This window comes from Vibrio sp. SCSIO 43132 (assembly GCF_019904195.1).
Classification (GTDB): Bacteria; Pseudomonadota; Gammaproteobacteria; order Enterobacterales; family Vibrionaceae; genus Vibrio; species Vibrio nigripulchritudo.
This window is the reverse complement of the sequence record NZ_CP063200.1, coordinates 1,381,981-1,401,917: the sequence shown is the minus strand read 5'-3', so window position 1 is coordinate 1,401,917 and position 19,937 is coordinate 1,381,981. Positions and strand designations below refer to the sequence as shown.

Below are 19,937 nucleotides of genomic sequence, written 5' to 3'. Positions count from 1 at the left end.
CACTTTATGAGAAGGCTGAAAATGCTCAGCCTTCTCAGAATAATTATTTTAAACCCATGCAGTTAGCGTAGTAGGTCACGGTTGAAGGCCAGTCGCTGAATACGCCCAACACGCCAACATCCTGTGCTAACGTATCAAGCATAACCATCATGTCACCATCGTTGTTGATGCTGTCAGTAACGCTCTGGTAGTACCATCCGCCGCCATTATTCAATGGACCGGAGCGTTCCAGTGTCCATGTGATAATGTCTAGCCCTGCTTCTTTTGCCAGCTTGGTGTAGTCTGATGCGACGATTTGTCCTTTTTCATCAAGAGTTACCAGCGCATACATCGGAGGTGCGATGATATTAACTCCAGAGTCTTTAAGCGCTTTCATATCAGCCAAATCTGGTTTGAAACCTTCTTGATTGTAGACGCGGTCATCTAAGTAGACGGCTTGCTTACCAAACTTAGGGTTGTGCTTAATCCAGTATTTAACGTCTTCTAAATTAAACGACTGAACATAGGCATCTTGCGCTTTGATTCCAGCAGCCTTCAATTCATCGATCAGCTTCTGTGCGTAGTCTTGCTGAGAGAACCCATTAAATGGCATTGAGACGGCGGGAGATTTGAGTTCAGGTGTGACTTTAACACCATGCTGTTTGAAAAGAGCGACACTTTCTGCGTGTGTCATCAAAGTGCCGGTGCTGGCATAAAGATCGGTTCGCCAGCCTGCGGTCCCATCCATGTACTCTTCAACAGTGGTTGCCATAGGGTTGAAGCCATCCATCTTACCTTTAAGCGTTTTGAACTCCGCCAGAGTAAAATCAGAGGTTCTGCATTCAGCCTGTGCTTTTTCTCCTGTTTCAAGGTTGGCAGGTTTAAAAGGAACGGTACATTTTTTTGCAAGTTCAGGAATAGCTAACACGTTGGTCGTGGTATGCAGGTCGCTCTGAGAATGTCGGCAGACAAGCTCTTTATCCTTGGTGAAGGTTACGTCACATTCGAGTACGCCCGCACCCGTGCGAATTGCAGCCAGATAAGACTCTTTTGTGTGTTCAGGAAACTGCATCGCGGCACCACGATGACCTATCGAAAAATCACTTCGGTAAAATGGCCCAGCTTCACAGGCTTGAAGCTTGGTTTTTAGAGAGCTTTCATCCATGTTGTCGACTAAGTACATAGGACGAGGTCCTAAATCGGCGGTGACTTTAGCCTGCGCTATTCCAGCAGTTAAACACAGGCAAACAAGCGCCGATCCCTTAAGTACGTTATTCATTGTTATCTCCATTTTTTAATAGCACCTTGTGTGCAAATGGAGAATTGCAGAGGATATGCCAAAATTAATTTCATTGAAAAACAATGAGATAAAAATTCCATCGAATGATTTGGGTCAAAAATGTCTTAGGGTCAACAGACCTTAATCACTTTGATACCTTAAAGCTTTCCTTATTGAGTTGATGCTTTTTCATTTTCCGATAGAGCGTTTTTCTTGGAAGATCCAATATTTCAGATACATGGGTGATGTTGCCATTCGAACTAACCAGTGCTTTTGTCAGCAAGTCTTTTTCGTATTGATCCATTTGCTCTTCAAACCCAAGAGCTTGTTGAGTTTTAGATTGATTAATCGGAGCTTGAAGGTCGAAACCATCACCTACGATGCCCAGAACAAAACGCTCCGCTACGTTTCTGAGTTCTCGAACATTGCCCGCCCAGTCATGTCTGTGAAGTTGCTGTATGTGCTCTGGATACAGGCTCGGAGCACGGGTTGAATACTTTTCACAAACTTGAAGTACAAAGTGGCGAAACAAACTCTGAAGATCTTCTTTTCGATCTTTTAGAGGGGGCAGGTGAATGCTCGCAATGTTAAGCCGGTAGAAGAGGTCCGCGCGAAAATAGCCTGTATCACTGAGCTGTGCCAAGTCTGCTTTGCTTGCTGCGACAATGGTTATGTTGACCGGGATTAATTCGTTGCTGCCCACGCGCTCAATCACGCGCTCCTGTATCACTCTTAGCAGTTTAATTTGAATAGCAATCGGCATGGTTTCTATTTCATCGAGAAACAAAGTCCCACCGTTGGCCTGTTCAATTTTACCAATGCGTTTTCGATTTGCACTGGTGAAAGCTCCGGCTTCATGACCAAACAATTCGCTCTCAATAATACTTTCGCTCATGCCACCACAGTTGATCGCCACAAAGGGTTTGCTCCTTCTTTTACTGAAAAGATGAAGCGCTCTGGCGATGACTTCTTTCCCTGTTCCTGTCTGACCGTTGATGATGGTGTCGACATTGGATTTAGCCAGTGCGAGAACCTGAGAACGGATCAACTCCATTTTGTTGGAGTCACCAATAATTACGTCCTCGATATGAGTTGAAGATGGAAGGGGGTGTTTCTCAAGTTGTAACTGACGAGATTGACATGCCATGAGTAACTTTTCAGTCAGTGTTTCAGGCTCAAGAGGCTTTTCAAGGAAATCATAAGCGCCATTTTTCATGGCTTCAATCGCCATAGGAATGTCGCCATGACCGCTCATCAGAATCACAGGTACGCCAGGTGCTCGGTTCTGAATAGCGGCGAGCAGACTCAGCCCGTCAAGTGTCGGCATTTTTATATCACATAAAACTGCACAATTGCTTTCTGGTTTGAGTTGTTTTAATCCCAGTTCCGGGTCGGTATAAGAATCAACGTCAAACCCTTCAAGTTCCAGCATTTCGCTGACAGCGTCGACAACGTCATGTTCGTCGTCAATAAGTAAGATAGCGTGCTTCATTGTAATCGTTATTGATGTCGTAGAGTTAAAGTAAAAGTGGTTCCAGTTGTTTGGTTGGAATCGGCAGAAATGGATCCTCCAAAGTCTTTAATTATGTTATACGCGATAGAAAGCCCCAATCCCAAGCCATCCCCAGTTTCTTTGTTGGTATAGAAAGGGTCGAAGATATGGGGGATCTCGCTCTCTTTAATGCCGCTTCCATTGTCTCTGACGGAAACGACAACGTCGCCATTTTCTGAAAGGGAGCCGGAAATCGATATATCTGGTTCGGGCGTGGTCGCAACGGCATCCAGTGCGTTCCCCAGAATATTGACAAAAACTTGTTCCAGACGAATAGCATTGGCACTGACTATTACGTCAGGTAAATCTTTTACCTTAATGATGTTGGAAGGTGTCCGGCTTTCTAGTAACTGTATGGCATCGGAAATAGTGCGCTTTAGCTCGACTTTTTCGATATGCCCGTCACTTTTTCTGGCGAAGGCTCTGAGGTGTTTGGTGATTGACGCCGTTTTTGCTAGAAGCACCTGAATTTTTTCTAAGTTAGTGATGGCTTTTTCAGGGGAATTTTTATCGAGCCACAGTTTGGCGCTTCTTACATGGCTGGTGGCTGCAGTCAGAGGTTGGTTAATTTCGTGGGTAATACCAACACTGAGCTCTCCGAGGGCGGCTAATTTTCCAGCTTGAATAAGCTCGTCTTGCGTTGACCTGAGTTTTCTTTCGGCGTTCGTTCTTTCGATGACTTCCTGTTCTAGACGCTTGTTGGTCTGCTCCACTTCAATGGCGGTTTGCTGGAAGAACTGAAGATCTTTGGCCATTTCTGTTACTTCGTCGCCCCCTGAAATGGCCACTGGAGTGAGCAGATGCCCGCTCGAAATTGCTTTCATATTCATTTGAAGCTGTCTTATGCGTTGCAGAATGTTCCGCTGAACATAAAACCATGAGACGGCAATGGCAGCCGCTACGCTGATGAGAGAGAAAAATAAGGCGATTCGTTGATTCGCTGCCAGAGAGTGCCGAGCCGTATTCAAAGAGTGGTCGATATCCGAATTGACCGTGTTTGTGTAGCGCTCAATTTGGACAGCTAATTGGTGAAGGTGGGTATTACTGTTCTCAAGAAAGAACTGTTGCTGATATTGTCTATCTATGATTTCGTCTTTTAGGGCAAACAAACGCCCACCCCGAGACGTAAGATTGTGGATCACGGTAAGTTGATCGTCCAGAGTCGGGTTTTGTAGGGAAACAGAACTGCTTTTCCATATTTCCCACCACTGATCCCCAATGGACTCTAGCCTCTGAATTGTGTCATCCAATTCATTGAAGCTGTTATCGTTGTACAACTTTTCAGCCAGACCAGACTGATAATAGAGGAGCGAGCGGAAGGTGGCATAATCAATGGATGCCTTATCCTGAGCTGAAAGTTCGTCCAGCGATTCACCAGCGAGTTCTAATAATGGGAAAAGCCCTTCAAGCAGAAAATTGAGTTGAGAGGACAACTGCTCTGACTGAGCTTCACTTTGAAACAGCAGACTCAGGCTATTTCCGATTTGAGTAATGACATCTTTGAAGTAAGCATGATAGTCGGGAAACTGAACCATGACCTGGTTCATCTCGCCAATGGCCTGGTTGATGTCGTCCATGGCGCGATTTCGAGCAACATTGGAATCTGCGGTTCCGATGAGAGGTGCCGTGGAAATGATTAGACGGACTTTATCATTGAGTTTTGCTGCGTAGTCGAGTGCTTTTAGGTCGGTGTTATTCAGATGCTCCAGCCGGGTATTAATGTCCGAAAACGTGTAAGAGGAGAGTGCTGACACGATGAGAGTAGTCAGAGACAACATCGCCATTGCCAACGCAAGGCGCAACCCCATACCTTTCCATCGAATTTTCATAACGGCAACTTGCTTAAGCGAACAGAGCTCTATATGACCAACTTTAGCTCTTTTATTCTAGCGAAGTTACGGTTTTGTTAATGAAATTCGGCGCTGGGTCACCAAACCTTTAAAAGCTCAGGGTTGAAGTAAGGGGGCAATGATCACTCAAACGATAGCTTAACGCTTCTTTTTTACTGAACGTGATTTGCTTTGACTGACTTAAATTCAGATCTGAGCTGGAAACCACGTGGTCGATTAGGTTTCGGTATTGGTGGGTTTTAGTTGGGTTGGTTCGGGAGCGCACTCTGCATTCAGCGGGTGTCTTTTTACTGTTTAACACGACTCGCCCATTGGTTCCTTTAGACAGTATCTTCCACAGCCAGTCGTTTGGGTAGGCGAGATTGTGATTAAAGTCGCCGATAATGACGAAGGATTGATTGTTGGTGAGCCTTTCTGTAATCCATGCGTTGATACTATTTCCCTGTTTAGCCAGTACTCGGCAAGCATCGGTCTTTCTTTTGGCGGCAAAACAGCCAGATTTCAGATGAATCGAGAGTAGGTGTATTGGTTTTCCTGCTTTTGGCTTTGCCACTATGTAGGTAGCAAACCTAAGCTTGTTGAACTGACCGGGAAGGAGATTCAAATCGTCAGGGTCACTGACCTCGATACCTTCTGATACTGCAAACCCTGTGTATTGGTTGATGTCTTCAAACTGAAGATCCTGATGCTTTTTTCTCGCCCTGTCTGAGAAATAATATTGGTACCCAGGTCCTGTTACCCTCATTAACGCTTCTTCACTGTCTACTTCCTGAAAAGAAAAAATGTGCATTGGTTGTTCCGATACTCTGGAAAAAACATCTCTTAATGCAACAAAATCGCGATCTTTACGCTGGCTTGGTTCAATTCGCTTACTTGGATTGGTTGTCAGCCACTCGATATTCCAGGTGGATAAAGTAAGTTCAGTTGCTAAAGCTGGGCAGTGAATGGCGGTAAGCAAAAAGAGTAAAAAGCGTTTCAAAATAGACTCGATTGTTATTGGTATTTTTCAAAGATAATAACGAAATTTTAATAGATAAAGTATGACGTTTGGTTCGAATTTAATAAAGAATTCAAATGTGCGATCTTCGCCACTAAGATCGATTTGATCTTGCACTGTAGACATCGTTTGTTGATTTGGATCAAAACAGTCGAATAGGGCATCCCTTTTAATACGCCACAACATATTGTGTCTGTATGCGTTCATGTTGTGCATATAGTGTGTTTTTTGAACTACTCGAATACAAGGGGATACGGTGAATACAGTTGTCATTAAAAGGGATGGTGCGAAAGCGCCTTTTGATAAGGAAAGAATCGTTGCCGCTGTTGAAAGTGCTTCACATACCGTTGATGAAGCCTTAAGCCGTTATGCCCAGCAAGTTGCCAGTGCGGTATACAATTCGCTAGAAGAACGAGACGAAATTTACATTCAGGACATTCAGACTTTGGTTGAAAACGAACTGATGCAAGGTCCATATAAAGGGCTTGCGCGTTCTTATATTGAATATCGTCATGATCGCGACATTGCGCGTGAAAAATCGAGTGCTTTAAACAAGGAAATCGAAGGACTCATCGAGCAAAGTAACGCCGACTTGCTCAATGAAAATGCGAATAAAGACGGCAAAGTGATTCCAACTCAGCGTGACCTTTTGGCTGGCATTGTGGCAAAGCACTATGCCAAAACACACATTCTCCCACGCGATATTGTTCAGGCTCACGAAGCTGGGGACATTCATTATCACGATCTCGATTATGCGCCGTTTTTCCCTATGTTTAACTGCATGCTGATTGACTTAAAAGGCATGTTAACCCATGGGTTTAAGATGGGTAATGCCGAGATTGATACGCCTAAATCAATTTCTACCGCAACAGCAGTAACAGCGCAGATCATTGCCCAGGTTGCCAGCCACATTTATGGCGGCACCACCATTAATCGCATTGATGAAGTGCTTGAACCTTATGTACTGGCAAGTTTTGAAAAACACTTAGACATTGCGAAAGAATGGGACATCCATAACCCTGAAGCTTTTGCCAAAGCTCGAACCGAGAAAGAATGTTTCGATGCTTTCCAGTCGCTCGAATACGAAGTGAATACGCTCCACACTGCGAACGGTCAGACCCCTTTTGTCACTTTTGGTTTTGGTCTCGGCACAAGTTGGGCATCCAAACTGATCCAGCAGTCTATCCTGAAAAACCGTATTGCTGGTTTGGGCAAAAATCGTAAAACAGCGGTTTTTCCTAAATTGGTGTTTGCGATTAAAGATGGGTTGAACCATAAAAAATCGGATCCGAACTACGACATTAAAACCCTTGCTCTTGAATGTGCTTCAAAGAGGATGTACCCGGATATTCTGAACTACGACAAAGTAGTTGAAGTTACAGGTTCGTTTAAAACCCCGATGGGTTGCCGCAGTTTCTTAAACACTTATGAAGAAAATGGGGAACTGATTCATGAAGGACGAAACAATATTGGTGTTGTCAGTCTAAATCTGCCTCGTATAGCACTTCAGGCGGAAGGTTGTGAAAAGCGTTTCTACGAACTACTGGAGGGCAAGCTGACACTTGCACGACGTGCACTTGAGACTCGCATATCGAGACTTGAGTCCGTGAAAGCTCGTGTTGCGCCAATCCTATACATGGAAGGAGCTTGCGGTGTGCGTTTGCAAGCAGATGAAAGCGTCGCATCTATCTTCAAAAATGGAAGAGCATCCATTTCCCTAGGCTACATCGGTATCCATGAAACCATGGTCGCGCTATATGGCGAAAATCAACACATGTACGACAGCGATACTCTAAGAAACAAGGGAATCGAAGTTGTTAAATTCATGAAGAAGCGCGTCCAAGCCTGGACTGATGAAACGGGTTATGGCTTTAGCTTATATGGCACGCCAAGCGAAAATCTGTGCAGCCGTTTTTGTCGTATCGATACCAAAGAATACGGTGTGATCAATGGCGTTACCGACAAAGGGTATTACACCAACAGTTTCCACCTGGACGTTCAAAAGAAGGTTAACCCGTACGACAAGATCGATTTCGAGATGCCTTACCCTGAAATCTCCAGTGGTGGCTTTATCTGTTATGGGGAATTCCCGAATATGCAGCGAAACATCGAAGCGTTGGAAAACGTTTGGGACTACAGCTACACTCGCGTTCCATACTACGGTACGAATACGCCAATTGATGAATGCTACGATTGCAGTTTTACTGGTGAATTTGAGTGCACTAGCAAAGGCTTCACCTGCCCAAGTTGTGGTAACCATGATTCCACTCGCGTGTCAGTGACACGTCGCGTTTGTGGGTATTTGGGAAGCCCTGATGCAAGACCGTTTAACTTCGGCAAGCAAGAAGAAGTGAAGCGCAGGGTCAAACACCTTTAATGAACTACCACCAATATCACCCCATTGATGTGGTAAACGGACCGGGCACACGCTGTACACTGTTTGTGTCCGGCTGTGTGCACCAGTGTCGCGGTTGTTACAACAAATCCACCTGGTCTCTCTGTTCTGGTCATCCCTTTACACAAGAACTGGAAGACAAAATCATTGAGGATCTGTGCGACACACGCATTCCAAGAAGAGGGTTATCTCTGTCGGGAGGTGACCCGCTTCATCCTAAAAATGTACCTGATGTTTTACGTTTGGCGAAGCGTGTAAAAGAAGAATGCCCGTCCAAAGACATTTGGATGTGGACAGGGTATCTTCTGTCTGAACTCGATGCGCTTCAAAAAGAAGTGGTTGATTTTGTAGATGTATTAATTGATGGAAAATTCGAACAGTCGCTTGCCGATCCAAGGCTGGAATGGCGAGGAAGTTCTAACCAAATCATTCACTACATGAAAGTGTAAAACCAGATGTTCAGCGTCTGGCTTTAACTTGCTCAAACCAAACACAATTTCCTTTCGATTTTTTGTTGTAACAGTGTTAACGTGCTTACCACTATTGACTTTCAAAGGGTTGTGAATTTCATGTTATCTCATCTTCCGGAGCCTAAACAGGATCCGATTCTTTCGCTTTCTGTCGCTTATAGAAATGATCCCCGCAATGAAAAAGTGGATCTGGGCATTGGTGTCTATCGCAATAGCGAAGGAGCAACGCCAATTATGAAAGCAATCTCTCTGGCACAGGAAAAAGTGACGTCAACACAGACAACAAAAGCCTATGTTGGTCTTGCGGGCTGCGAAGACTTCAACCAATGCATGGTTGATTTACTTTTGAAAGGCACTTCGGCGTATGACAGAGTGTCTGCTATCCAGACTCCCGGAGCAAGCGGTGCCCTTAGAATGCTTGGAGATCTCCTTAAAGTAGCTCAGCCGGGCACAACGGTATGGCTAAGCAATCCGAGTTACGTGAATCACCAACCTGTTATGGAAGCGGCGGGTCTGAAAGTAAAACACTACCGCTACTTTAGCCCATCTACCAAGCAAGTTGATGTTCCGGGCATGCTGGAAGACATTTCAAAAGCAGGCAAAGAAGATGTGGTTCTGCTTCACGGTTGTTGTCATAACCCAACCGGAGCAGACATCGATTTTGATGCATGGAAAGCGATAACCGACATGGCAGTAAAACAAGGTTTTACTCCGTTCGTCGACATCGCGTATCAAGGTTTTGGTGACGGATTAGAGGAAGACGCAAAAGGTCTTCAGTTTATGGTAAACAGCGTTGAAGAAATGTTGATCACCACCTCTTGTTCAAAGAACTTCGGTTTATACCGTGAGCGTACAGGCGCGGCAATCGTAGTCGGTAAGAATGCAAAGGAATCAGGGAATGCTAAAGGCAAGCTTCTTCAGCTGGCACGAGCAACCTATACCATGCCGCCTGACCATGGTGCGGCACTGGTCAAAACGGTATTGAGTGATGACAACTTGCGCCAGATTTGGCGTGAAGAGTTGCAGCAAATGCAGCACCGTCTTGTCTCCCTGCGTTCGGGCTTATGCGCGGAGCTAAAAAATACACATAACTCTGACCATTTTGACTTTATCCAGTCACACAAGGGTATGTTCACTGTGTTAGGCTTTTCTTCCGAGCAAATGCTTCGCTTACGAGAAGAATATGGGATCTATGGTGTCGGTGACGGGCGAATCAATATCGCTGGTTTAACTGAAAAAGACATCCCTTACGTAGCGAATGCGATATTTACTGTAGCAGACCGATAAGAGGGTGGAGATGAAGTCGAGCAGACCTATCATTTTTCTTGCAATAACTGGAGTCCTTAGTGCGTGTATCAACATTCAGCAGGGTGGAGTCCCTCTGGTTGTAGATGATGCAACGGTTTCGGAAGAGAAGGTAGCAGGTATGCTAAAAACACAGGATGGAAAGCTGATCCTTGGCGAAAAAGAATGGGTTTACATTTCAGGATTGGATGAGAGCTTTAAGGCTCGAGTCGATACTGGTGCAACGACTTCATCCATCAGTGCTGTCGATATCGATAAGTTTAAAAGTGGTGGGCAAGACTACGTTCGTTTTCGAATTGCCCATGACGGAACCAAAAGTCAGCTTTTGACTTTGCCTGTTCAAAGATGGGTGCGGATTAAACAGTCCAGCAGAGAAGGTTATCAGAGGAGAGCGGTGGTTGAGGGTGAAATCCAGATTGGAGATTTAAAAACCTCCACGGAATTTACACTTGCAGATCGTTCCCACCTTACGTTCCCAGTATTGCTGGGAAGAAGTTTCTTCCGAGACGTTGCCGTTGTAGATGTCAGCAAGCAGTATGTACAAAAGAAAGTAAACTAAACAAAGAAAGCCTTCAAAATGAAGGCTTTCTTTCTATTTGACCTGTACTTAAGGTCAACAGACCCTAGAACATGAATCTCGCGCCCATGATAAGTTGGGAGCCATAGACACCGTTATCGGCAATATTGGCACCAATGGACAATTGGTCGGTGGAATGGAATCGTCCGCCAAAGCTGTATGTTAGCTCAGTAGTATCACTGTATACCAACTGTCCGACTTTAACGTTTGCTTCGATGTTATCCAGTACCCAGATTCTGGCACCGATGTTTAACTCTGGAACAAACTGGTTACCAACAAACTTGTCGTCACTGGTTTTGATGTTGTGAAGCAGCATCTGACCAAAGATATCGGCAAAACCTGTAGCAGGTCCATTGAAACCTACGCCAGCGGCAATGTCGTAGTCGCCTTCAAATCGGGAATCTAGTCGACCAATAAAATGTGTATTTTCAGTAAAGGTTAGATTACCTTCAACACCGTATGATGTTGGGCTAGCACCCACGCGAAACTCTACAGAAGAGTAATTAAAGTTGTTTGCTAGAGCAGCCGCAGGGGTTAGTGCAGTAAGTAAAAGTGCTAGGCGGTGTTTGCGTCCAAACATATGTAATCCATCCATTTTAGTGCTTTGGCGAAGTGCCGTAATACAGGTATACAAAAAGGTCTGCAAAAAGCAGACCAATTATTCAAAACGGATGAGATTTCAATAAGATCTTAGAGTATTTGTAGATGATCAACTTCAATTTCTGGTGTTGAACCACCTTCGTATTCTCCATAAAGACGGATTTTTGACTCAGCATTCAGCGGTTGTGTCAATGTAATGTCATCCAGCTCTATCTGAATTTCGGCTTGTCCGTCGGTAAAAATAAAGGTGTCTTTACTGATTTGCTTAACGATATGACCTTCAGTCACCACATCCATTTCGGTCATCCAGCTAGTGTCTTCTAGCATTTGCGATACGGGCGTGAGATCAACGGGGCCATTGTAGTTTAAGCAGGTATCTTCTCTGTCTTTGTCGCCCGCCAAAGCAATGGTCGGGAAAGCAATGATAGTGGCAGCAATGGCTAATACAGTGTTTTTCATCTTGGAATCCTTTTTTCCTATTGAGTTCGAAGTTAATTAAAACAGCGTTTGTTTTAACCAACTGTGAGCGCAGGATTCATGTTGAATTCATTTTAGGTTGGGCTTATGAGGTAATGAAGCTACTATTAGCCAATTCAAAATTAACAATAAAATGAAGCGATTATGATCCCAGCAGTTGAAGCTTTAATGGTTCAAGGCACCACATCTGATGCCGGCAAATCGGTACTAGTGGCAGGCTTATGCCGCGTGCTTACCAGAAAAGGGATAAAAGTTGCCCCTTTTAAGCCACAAAACATGGCGTTAAACAGTGCGGTGACCAAAGATGGGGGAGAAATCGGCAGAGCGCAGGCTGTTCAGGCACTGGCATGCCGTGTTGAACCGACTGTCCACATGAACCCGGTTTTACTAAAACCGAACTCGGATACTGGTGCTCAGGTGATTCTGCAGGGAAAAGCGATCACCAACATGGAAGCAAAGGGCTACCATGACTACAAAAAAGTTGCCATGGACAGTGTCATGGACTCGTTTGGTCGATTGCGACAGGAATTTCAGTCAGTAGTTATTGAAGGCGCTGGGAGCCCGGCAGAAATTAACCTTCGTGCAAATGATATCGCGAACATGGGTTTTGCAGAAAAAGCTGATGTTCCTGTCATCATTGTTGCAGATATTGACCGTGGTGGCGTTTTTGCTCATTTGTATGGCACGCTTGCTTTACTCTCTCAATCAGAGCAGGACAGAGTCGTTGGGTTTGTCATCAACCGTTTTCGCGGTGATATAAAGCTTTTGGAATCCGGTTTGGACTGGTTAGAAGAAAAAACAGGCAAACCTGTATTGGGGGTTTTGCCTTACCTACATGGACTGAATCTCGAAGCAGAAGATGCAATTACCGCAGAACAGGTGAAAGGCTCAGATCAGCAATTGTTTAAAGTAAAAGTCCCTGTTCTTACCAGAATCAGCAATCACACCGATTTTGATCCACTTCGACTCAATCCAGATATTGATTTTGAATACGTAGGAAAAGGCGAGTCACTGCAGGGAGCCGATCTCATCATTTTGCCCGGAACGAAATCGGTGCGCCAAGATCTTGCGTATTTGCGCTCTCAGGGGTGGGATAAAGAAATTCTCAGACATATTCGTCTGGGAGGAAAGATAATGGGTATTTGCGGTGGTTATCAAATGCTGGGTAAAACACTGTCTGATCCAGAGGGTATAGAAGGTAAAACAGGAAGCAGTAACGGTTTGGGGCTAATTGATTCCGAAACGATACTACTACCAGAAAAACAGCTTAAAAACGTGAGTGGGCAACTTAGCCTTAATGGCAAGACTGTTTCTGTGTCTGGTTATGAGATTCATGCCGGCGTGACTCAAGTCAACGAATCTCAGCCAATTACTCTAGACAATAACGAAAGTGATGGTGTTATCAGTAAGTGCGATCAGATATTTGGCAGCTACCTGCATGGTATATTCGAAGAATCTGAAGCGATGCAACTGATTTTGGATTGGGCGGGTTGTAAAGAGATAACACCTGTTGACTTTGAATTGCTCAAAGAGCAAGCGATAGACCGCATTGCGGACGCTATTGAAGATCACATGGATTTAGAAAAGCTTTGGGGCAAAGATTGGTCAAAACACGTTTAAGGTTATTACTCGCTCTTATTGTTTGTTTAACAACTGGAGCGGTTAGTGCGGAAGTCAGAATATTAGCTGCTTCGTCTATGACAAATGTCATCAACGAATTAGCAAAGAACTATGAAGAACAAACGGGTCTGAGTATCAAACCTGTGTTCTCTAGCTCTTCTTCTTTGGCGCGCCAGATTGTTCAGGGCGCTCCTGCTGATCTTTATTTGTCTGCCAATACCAATTGGGCAGATTACGTGATGAATAAGCTAGAGCTAGCAAAAGACAGAAAGTCAGACTTTGCTGAAAATCGACTTGTGTTAGTTTCACCTGCCAATAGCAATATAGAAACAGCAGAGTTGGATTCAAAAAAGTGGTGGCAATCCGTGCTTAAAAGTGACCGTATTGCCATCGGCAACCCCAACGCCGTCCCTGCTGGGATATACGCTAAAGAAGCACTTCAGTCACTGAATGTCTGGGATGAAGTGAAAAACAGGCTTGCACAAACAAATAACGTGAGAGTTGCATTAGCGTTGGCCGAAAGAGGCGAAGTGCCTTTGGCGATTGTATATCAGACGGATGCCTTGCAGAGTGACACTGTCACTAAATTGATGGCTTTCGATAGTCAACTTCATCGCAACATTACTTACCCATTGGTCAACGTATCCGGTTCGAACGATGCTAGATTGTTTCAAAGTTACTTACTTTCAGATGAAGGTAAAGCCATACTGACTAAATACGGTTTCTTGATATCACACTAATGCTGACAGATTTTGAATTAGAAGCGCTTGTTCTGAGCTTAAAAGTCGCTATATACGCCGTTGTATGGCTCACACCTTTTGGTGTGGGGATAGCGTGGCTGCTGGCACGTAAACACTTTTTTGGTAAAAGTGTGGTCGATGCCTGTATTCATTTGCCTCTTGTATTACCCCCTGTCGTCATTGGGTATTTGCTACTTGTTGTCATGGGTAAACAGGGGGTTGTGGGAAGCTGGCTTAATGAAACTTTCGGGATAGTTTTCAGTTTCAACTGGAAAGGGGCTGTATTGGCGTCTGCTGTGGTTTCACTTCCTCTCATGGTTCGAGCCATCCGACTAAATTTAGAAAGCATAGATAGGAAACTAGAACTGGCAGCCAGAACATTGGGGGCTTCACCAATCAAAGTGTTCTTTACCATCACGTTACCTCTGATTCTACCCGGGATCATCACGGGGATGATGCTTGCTTTTGCCCGAAGCCTGGGAGAATTTGGCGCTACCATCAGTTTTGTATCTAGTATCCCAGGGGAGACTCAAACTCTGCCGTTAGCCATGTACAGTTTTATTGAAACACCCGGAATGGAATATGAGGCTGCCCGTTTATGCGTCATCTCCATTGTTGTCGCATTAGGATCTCTACTCATTTCAGAAGCGCTGACCAGAAGCGCTAATCGTAAAATCGGAAACGCTGGCAGGGCAAACCGATGATTGTTCTTAAAATTAAGCACCAGCTCGGAGACTTGTTACTCAACGTAGATACTCAATTACCCAAAAAAGGGGTTACGGCTGTATTTGGTCGCTCTGGGGCGGGTAAAACTTCTCTTATCAATGTTCTTGCCGGGTTGACCAATCCTGACGAAGGGGAGGTGTCTATAAATGGGGACATCGTCTATTCAAGTCAGGAACGAATAAATACTCCTATTGAGAAACGCAACATAGGCTATGTGTTTCAAGATGCACGCCTGTTTCCTCATTATTCTGTTAAAGGCAATCTTCTTTATGGTGTAAAGGAATCAGATCATAGTCATTTTCAGTCAATCTGTAATTTACTTGAACTCAACCACTTACTAGACAGAAAGCCTTTTTCACTGTCTGGTGGTGAAAAACAAAGAGTGGCAATAGGTCGAGCGCTGTTATCAAAACCGGCGCTGTTACTTATGGATGAGCCATTGGCTTCGCTTGATTTACCTCGAAAACGAGAGGTTATGCCATTCTTAGAAAAGCTTGCTCAGGATATTCAGATTCCTATTGTCTATGTTACTCACAGCTTGAGTGAAATTATCAGGCTTGCTGATCACATGCTTCTTCTTAATAACGGAATGTTAGAAGCCTCAGGACCGCTGGTTTCGGTATGGGATTCGAAAGCCATGCGACCGTGGCAGTCTTTTTCCGAGCAAAGCACGCTGTTTGATGCCACAGTAAAACAACATCACGACCTATATTCACTTTCTCAGCTTATGTTGTGCGAGAACCGATTTCTGTGGGTGCAAAAAGTTGATGCCGAATGTGGGGCGTCTGTTCGAGTTCAGGTAAGGGCAAACGATGTGTCAGTGTGCTTAACGGAGCCTAAAGATACGTCCATTCGAAATGTGATCAGAGCAGAAGTAGGAGAGATCGAATCCCAGAGCCCGGCACCTGACAGACAAAGCGTTTCAATACGGCTTTTACTTAATGAAGAGTGCTCACTTTGGTGCAACATAACCCAATGGGCTGCAGACGATCTCTCGTTAAAAGTCGGAGATACCGTCTACGCCCAAATCAAAGGCGTGAGTGTTACTCAAAGGGATGTTATCCAGCATTGACCAGTGACATGCTATCACTGGGAGAGTAGCCAAACTGCTTTTTGAAGGCGTTGGTAAAGTTTGAAGGGTGTTGGTAACCCGCGTCATACGCCGCTTCTGTTATGGTTTTGTACCCTTGATCTAATGCCTGTTTCGCTCTTGCTAATCGTCTATAGCGTATGTAACCCAGAACCGTGTATCCCACCTCTTGTTTAAAACGCCTTTGTAGATTAGAAACACTCATTGCCGCATAAGATGCGATAGTTTCAAGCGTAAGATCTTCATCCAGTTTGGATTCCAGATACGTAATAAGGTGTGTGATGTCCCCATTAAACTGAAAAGGTTGTTCGCGCTGATTGGATGCGTGAACCCCCGAAGCTACCTGCTCAAAAACCAAAGACATTACCTGGAGTGCGTGGGACTCAAACATCAAAGTTTCGGTTAGAGACTGAGGTTTTCGCATGTCTAAAATTGGTTGAATCAAGGACAAAATATTCTGATCGATATTGATGATTTGATGCGACTTGTCAGCGTTTAAAAATGCCCAGAGCGAGTCGTCGGAAGACAGCTCTAGCCTTGCGTTAAACCATTCTGGTTTGATCACGATATTGATCTTCTCAACGCAGTTGCCTTTCAACGTTCGCTTATGAAATGTGGCAGGCTTTTTAAGGTTGGTAACAACAGCCTGAGGCGTATTAATGGCATCAAGCTCAAAGTGCAAATCATCGTAGCCGAATACCAGTTTGCCTTTCAAAAGGACGGTAATAATGACAGATGAGGGCGAGGTGGCAACAATATGTCGTGATGCAAGATCTAAAGTTTCGCCTCCATGAACGGTTATACCATCCTTGGACTGGTAACTGACAAATTGTCCTTCTACAAGCACGTCTGGCTTAGACTGATTACACGTAATAACGCTCTGTTTTTCGGAACCTGAATCTACGAATTGGGTGATAGCAACTGGCTCGCGTAACGGTGTTTTGGAAACATCATTAGCGGATGTCATCTTGTATATTCCTAATAATATTTTAGCGATTTTGGATAAGGGTTTATTCTTTCCAATAATAATATCAGCAAATACCATATCTGCGAATAATTATCATTTATGAACTAGGATGTGGTAAATCATGGACAAGTTTCGTTCAATAAAAGTGCGTAGAACGATGTTAAGCCTCGCTGTAGCAGGTATTTGTGCTCCTTCTGCTGTTTTGGCAGAGGAATCTAAATCTCACCTTGAAGAAGTTATGGTATGGGGAGCAAGCGTAAACAGTAGCTCTGAAGCACTAAGCTCTGACGATTTTGCATTAAAGCAAGCTGATCATATGTCTGACTTATTGCGTGACATCCCAGGTGTGGATGTGGGCGGTACGCATTCGGTTAACCAGCGTATTAACATTCGCGGAATGGGTGAAACGGATCTCGATATTCGACTCGATGGTGCTTCACAGAATGCAAACATGTTCCACCACGTCGGAAATCTCACGCTCAATCCAGATATCATTAAATCTGCTGACATTCAGGTAGGTGCGAACTCAGTAACGAGCGGAGCCCTTGGTGGTGCAGTTTATTTTGAAACCAAAGATGCTAAAGATCTTCTGCGCTACGACGAAACTTTTGGAGCGCGTATTTACGGTGGTTATGGCTCCAACGCTTTTGCTACTGGGTCTTTAACAACCTATGGCAAGCTGGGTGAAAATGCAGACGCTTTGGTTTACCTATACGGCATCAAACGCGACAACTTCAAAGATGGTAACGGAGACGAAACTTTCGGTGCAGAGGGTAAAGTGAACAACTTGCTAGCCAAGGCGGGTTGGGATCTTAGCGATACTCAACGTATCGAGTTCTCATACGATTACTACAAAGATCATGGTGACTACAACCCTCGGCCTAACTGGGGCGCTGCGGGGAACGCAACTCGCTCAAAAGACGCATTGATCGACACTCGCTATACTCGTCACACATACACTCTTGGCTATGAGTGGACTACAGAAAAGCATCTTTTAGAAGCCTCTTTGTATCAGAACAAAATCGATCTTTACCGTAATGAAGTCGGTGTTTCAGGTTTCTGGCCAGCCGATCGTGTCGGCGAAAATACCGGCAAAAATACGAATACTGGTGCCCAGGTGAAAGGTCAATCAAACCTGGCACTGTCTGGTCTCGATCAAACTCTCGTCTATGGCTATGAGTATAAAAAACAAGATACTGAGAACGAGTATGCGAAAGGTGACACAAATGAGGCAAGTCTGAGTTCTCACGCCATCTACCTAGAAGACAAAACTAAGGTGGTTGAGAGTGTTGATGTGACCATTGGCGCCAGATACGACTACATCGATCGCGAGACTAAGCTCGATAATAGTTCTTACAACAAGGTTACTTGGGCAGGAGCAGTAGATTGGTATGTCACGAGTAACATCACTCTATTTGCAAGTACTAAGACTCTGTTCAAAGCACCAGAACTCATTGAAACTTTCATCAATTACGAAGCAAAACTCGCTCAAGACTTGAAACCTGAAACAGGTTACAACCATCAGGGTGGTGTTAAGTTCAACCAGGAATTTGGCGCTCACACATTGGGTGCAAACCTGACTCTGTTCCAGACAAGGGTAAATGATTACATTCTTAAGCGTGACGTAGACCCTTCAAGAGCAGTCAGCTACGAATTCCAAAATGTTGATGACGCAGAATTCACTGGTTTCGAAGCCAGCGTTAATTATGCATACGATGCGTTGCTAACACGCGTGTCTTACTCACGATCTAACAACAAGTTTTTGGAATCTGGCGAGCCTATCAATACACAAGATCGCTCGGCGAGAAGTACCGATATCGGTGACAGTGTTTCATTAAACTTTGAGTATGCTGCTTATGACTTGGATCTGTTGGTAGGTTGGAACTCTAACTTTGTATTTGAAGAATCCAATGTACTGGAAGGTAAACCAGCGAAAGAGGCCTACAACGTTCATAAACTCTACGCACAATGGGCACCTAGTCAGGTAGAAGGGCTAGCACTGACTTTTGGAATCGATAACTTATTCGATGCTGCTTACGTTTCTCATGCGTCTACCACTGGCAGTTCGAAACTAAGAAATGGTTCGGAGTTCGCTTTGGATGATTTAGAACCAGGACGAAATGTGAAGCTGTCGGTTGCTTACCAGTTCTAATCTGGGAAAGAGTCTGAAGAAGCAATAAAAAACGGCTCCCAATATGGGAGCCGTTACTTTATTCAGGTCAATTTACTCTTCAACAGTAAATTCTTCGATTGTCACTTCTACACGACGGTTTTGTTCCCGTCCTGCAGCTGTGTCGTTTGATGCCACCGGGTTAGCTTCACCTTCACCTTTAACAGTGATACGGCTTGGATCTACGCCTTTAGCAATCAGGTAGTCAGCAACCGCCTGAGCACGTTGCTCAGAAAGTTTCTGGTTGAATTTAGCGCTACCACGGCTATCTGTGTGACCAACTACATCCACTTTAGATTGAGGGTAAGTGGTTAGCAGAGTGGCAACAGACTCAAAGCGACGAGTACCAGCAGCACTTAGCTTGCTGCTACCTGTTTCAAACAGGCTAACGTCTTGCTGTGACTGGAATGTAATAGTCTGCTTTTTAGGCGGCTCTGGTTTTTTCTCTTCAACAACTGGCGCTGGCTCAGGTTTCGGCTCTGGAGCCGGACGTGGTTCAACCTTAGCAACCGGCTCTGGTGTTTTAACACCGAAGTGGTAGTTCAAACCCAGTGTAAACATGCTTGCAACTGTATCGTCAGCAGGACCTGCATTTATTTCGGTCATAAGTTGATATTCGATACGCGCACGCAGTGCTTCCGTTAGTTTTCCTTCAAATCCTAATCCAGCCAAAAGATTTAAATCGTCTTTTGCTTCTTCGTATTGTGAGTATCCTGCACCCAGTTTACTGAAGAAATCCAGATCGTCCGTTAGAGGTATGTTGAACTTTGGAGCGAAAGTAATGGCTGTCATAGAGCCATCAATAACATCCAGAGTGCCACCATTTTGGTAATTAGAAACAAATTTACCGTAGTCATCGTAACCCAACTCTAAGGCTACATTGTCTAATAGTTGGTAGCCAACATAAGCACCAAACGCTGAGCTAGCATCATCACAATTACTGTCGACAGCACAGGAATTGCTTAAAGAGGATGCCCCGGCTTTACCACCAATGTAGATTTGAGAGCTGGCAGTAAACGGTAACGATGAAAGTAGCGTAAGAACAACTAACTGCTTTTTCATAGATAATTCCTTTTTATAATATACAATGCGATTATGTGTACAGATTGTTATAATCAGGCATCATTATGAGAATCCAATTTC

At 44.5% G+C, this 19,937-nt stretch carries 17 protein-coding genes; 9 read left to right on the top strand and 8 right to left on the bottom strand.

Annotated elements, in window-relative coordinates:
• Window positions 1–43: 43 nt before the first annotated feature.
• From INR79_RS24545 to INR79_RS24530, 4 genes are all read right to left on the bottom strand, one after another.
• Window positions 44–1,258: a glycerophosphodiester phosphodiesterase family protein gene (locus INR79_RS24545; protein WP_223097379.1), complete on the bottom strand. Its 1,215-nt coding sequence runs from the start codon at window positions 1,256–1,258 to the stop codon at window positions 44–46.
• 145 nt (window positions 1,259–1,403) lie between these two features.
• On the bottom strand, window positions 1,404–2,750 hold the full coding sequence (locus INR79_RS24540) for a sigma-54-dependent transcriptional regulator (RefSeq protein WP_223097377.1): 1,347 nt from the start codon (window positions 2,748–2,750) through the stop codon (window positions 1,404–1,406).
• Between the two features lie 8 nt (window positions 2,751–2,758).
• Window positions 2,759–4,639 (bottom strand): ATP-binding protein, encoded by a 1,881-nt coding sequence (locus INR79_RS24535; protein ID WP_223097375.1) that lies wholly within the window; start codon window positions 4,637–4,639, stop codon window positions 2,759–2,761.
• Window positions 4,640–4,748: 109 nt separating this feature from the next.
• Window positions 4,749–5,639: an endonuclease/exonuclease/phosphatase family protein gene (locus tag INR79_RS24530; protein WP_223097374.1), complete on the bottom strand. Its 891-nt coding sequence runs from the start codon at window positions 5,637–5,639 to the stop codon at window positions 4,749–4,751.
• A gap of 274 nt (window positions 5,640–5,913) precedes the next feature.
• On the opposite strand from INR79_RS24530, the gene nrdD reads away from it, so the two are divergent.
• The 4 genes from nrdD to INR79_RS24510 all read left to right on the top strand — a co-directional run bounded on the left by nrdD (window position 5,914) and on the right by INR79_RS24510 (window position 10,386).
• Window positions 5,914–8,034 carry an anaerobic ribonucleoside-triphosphate reductase gene (gene nrdD, locus INR79_RS24525; RefSeq protein WP_223097373.1) on the top strand — a complete coding sequence of 707 codons (2,121 nt, stop codon included), beginning with the start codon at window positions 5,914–5,916 and terminating at the stop codon, window positions 8,032–8,034.
• On the top strand, window positions 8,034–8,501 hold the full coding sequence (nrdG, locus tag INR79_RS24520) for an anaerobic ribonucleoside-triphosphate reductase-activating protein (RefSeq protein WP_045964371.1): 468 nt from the start codon (window positions 8,034–8,036) through the stop codon (window positions 8,499–8,501). The genes nrdD and nrdG overlap by 1 nt, the downstream gene beginning before the upstream one ends.
• 120 nt (window positions 8,502–8,621) lie before the next feature.
• A complete protein-coding gene (locus INR79_RS24515) occupies window positions 8,622–9,809 on the top strand; it encodes an aromatic amino acid transaminase (RefSeq protein WP_223097372.1) in 1,188 nt (395 codons plus the stop codon).
• Between the two features lie 10 nt (window positions 9,810–9,819).
• Window positions 9,820–10,386, top strand: coding sequence for an ATP-dependent zinc protease (locus tag INR79_RS24510; RefSeq protein ID WP_223097371.1), 567 nt, complete (start codon window positions 9,820–9,822; stop codon window positions 10,384–10,386).
• Between the two features lie 64 nt (window positions 10,387–10,450).
• Here the strand turns inward: INR79_RS24510 and INR79_RS24505 are convergent, their stop codons facing one another.
• Both INR79_RS24505 and INR79_RS24500 read right to left on the bottom strand, forming a co-directional pair.
• The gene (locus tag INR79_RS24505; RefSeq protein ID WP_022591918.1) at window positions 10,451–10,984 is read right to left on the bottom strand and encodes a hypothetical protein; all 534 of its coding nucleotides are present in this window, start codon (window positions 10,982–10,984) and stop codon (window positions 10,451–10,453) included.
• A 110-nt stretch (window positions 10,985–11,094) separates the two neighbouring features.
• Window positions 11,095–11,463: a YgiW/YdeI family stress tolerance OB fold protein gene (locus tag INR79_RS24500; RefSeq protein WP_223097370.1), complete on the bottom strand. Its 369-nt coding sequence runs from the start codon at window positions 11,461–11,463 to the stop codon at window positions 11,095–11,097.
• 162 nt (window positions 11,464–11,625) lie between these two features.
• Between INR79_RS24500 and INR79_RS24495 the strand changes: the two genes are divergently transcribed.
• Genes INR79_RS24495 through modC form a run of 4 tightly spaced genes read left to right on the top strand, consistent with a single transcriptional unit; the run spans window position 11,626 to window position 15,639 of the window.
• Window positions 11,626–13,101, top strand: coding sequence for a cobyric acid synthase (locus tag INR79_RS24495; RefSeq protein WP_223097369.1), 1,476 nt, complete (start codon window positions 11,626–11,628; stop codon window positions 13,099–13,101).
• Entirely contained in the window at window positions 13,071–13,841 is a 771-nt protein-coding gene (gene modA / locus INR79_RS24490) for a molybdate ABC transporter substrate-binding protein (RefSeq protein ID WP_410482904.1), read from the top strand. Before INR79_RS24495 ends, modA begins: the two co-directional genes overlap by 31 nt.
• The gene (gene modB / locus INR79_RS24485; RefSeq protein ID WP_022561453.1) at window positions 13,841–14,545 is read left to right on the top strand and encodes a molybdate ABC transporter permease subunit; all 705 of its coding nucleotides are present in this window, start codon (window positions 13,841–13,843) and stop codon (window positions 14,543–14,545) included. The genes modA and modB overlap by 1 nt, the downstream gene beginning before the upstream one ends.
• Complete coding sequence (gene modC / locus INR79_RS24480; RefSeq protein WP_223097367.1) at window positions 14,542–15,639, top strand: molybdenum ABC transporter ATP-binding protein ModC; 1,098 nt, start codon at window positions 14,542–14,544, stop codon at window positions 15,637–15,639. The genes modB and modC overlap by 4 nt, the downstream gene beginning before the upstream one ends.
• Here the strand turns inward: modC and INR79_RS24475 are convergent.
• Window positions 15,626–16,624, bottom strand: a complete 999-nt coding sequence (locus tag INR79_RS24475) for a helix-turn-helix transcriptional regulator (RefSeq protein ID WP_223097366.1) — start codon at window positions 16,622–16,624, stop codon at window positions 15,626–15,628. The two genes, modC and INR79_RS24475, sit on opposite strands and share 14 nt — an antisense overlap.
• A 121-nt stretch (window positions 16,625–16,745) precedes the next feature.
• Here INR79_RS24475 and INR79_RS24470 point away from each other — a divergent pair, with 121 nt between their 5' ends.
• Entirely contained in the window at window positions 16,746–18,776 is a 2,031-nt protein-coding gene (locus INR79_RS24470) for a TonB-dependent siderophore receptor (protein WP_223097365.1), read from the top strand.
• A 72-nt stretch (window positions 18,777–18,848) separates the two neighbouring features.
• On the opposite strand, the gene INR79_RS24465 is transcribed toward INR79_RS24470, so the two are convergent.
• Complete coding sequence (locus tag INR79_RS24465; RefSeq protein ID WP_223097363.1) at window positions 18,849–19,856, bottom strand: OmpA family protein; 1,008 nt, start codon at window positions 19,854–19,856, stop codon at window positions 18,849–18,851.
• Window positions 19,857–19,937: the final 81 nt, after the last annotated feature.

What these genes read in the sequence shown, in the direction of transcription:
- INR79_RS24545 (WP_223097379.1), bottom strand. Translation starts at nt 1,258, where the DNA reads ATGAATAACGTACTTAAGGGATCGGCGCTTGTTTGCCTGTGTTTAACT.
- INR79_RS24540 (WP_223097377.1), bottom strand. Translation starts at nt 2,750, where the DNA reads ATGAAGCACGCTATCTTACTTATTGACGACGAACATGACGTTGTCGAC.
- INR79_RS24535 (WP_223097375.1), bottom strand. Translation starts at nt 4,639, where the DNA reads ATGAAAATTCGATGGAAAGGTATGGGGTTGCGCCTTGCGTTGGCAATG.
- nrdG (WP_045964371.1), top strand. Translation starts at nt 8,034, where the DNA reads ATGAACTACCACCAATATCACCCCATTGATGTGGTAAACGGACCGGGC.
- INR79_RS24515 (WP_223097372.1), top strand. Translation starts at nt 8,622, where the DNA reads ATGTTATCTCATCTTCCGGAGCCTAAACAGGATCCGATTCTTTCGCTT.
- INR79_RS24510 (WP_223097371.1), top strand. Translation starts at nt 9,820, where the DNA reads ATGAAGTCGAGCAGACCTATCATTTTTCTTGCAATAACTGGAGTCCTT.
- INR79_RS24505 (WP_022591918.1), bottom strand. Translation starts at nt 10,984, where the DNA reads ATGTTTGGACGCAAACACCGCCTAGCACTTTTACTTACTGCACTAACC.
- INR79_RS24500 (WP_223097370.1), bottom strand. Translation starts at nt 11,463, where the DNA reads ATGAAAAACACTGTATTAGCCATTGCTGCCACTATCATTGCTTTCCCG.
- INR79_RS24495 (WP_223097369.1), top strand. Translation starts at nt 11,626, where the DNA reads ATGATCCCAGCAGTTGAAGCTTTAATGGTTCAAGGCACCACATCTGAT.
- modB (WP_022561453.1), top strand. Translation starts at nt 13,841, where the DNA reads ATGCTGACAGATTTTGAATTAGAAGCGCTTGTTCTGAGCTTAAAAGTC.
- modC (WP_223097367.1), top strand. Translation starts at nt 14,542, where the DNA reads ATGATTGTTCTTAAAATTAAGCACCAGCTCGGAGACTTGTTACTCAAC.
- INR79_RS24475 (WP_223097366.1), bottom strand. Translation starts at nt 16,624, where the DNA reads ATGACATCCGCTAATGATGTTTCCAAAACACCGTTACGCGAGCCAGTT.
- INR79_RS24470 (WP_223097365.1), top strand. Translation starts at nt 16,746, where the DNA reads ATGGACAAGTTTCGTTCAATAAAAGTGCGTAGAACGATGTTAAGCCTC.
- INR79_RS24465 (WP_223097363.1), bottom strand. Translation starts at nt 19,856, where the DNA reads ATGAAAAAGCAGTTAGTTGTTCTTACGCTACTTTCATCGTTACCGTTT.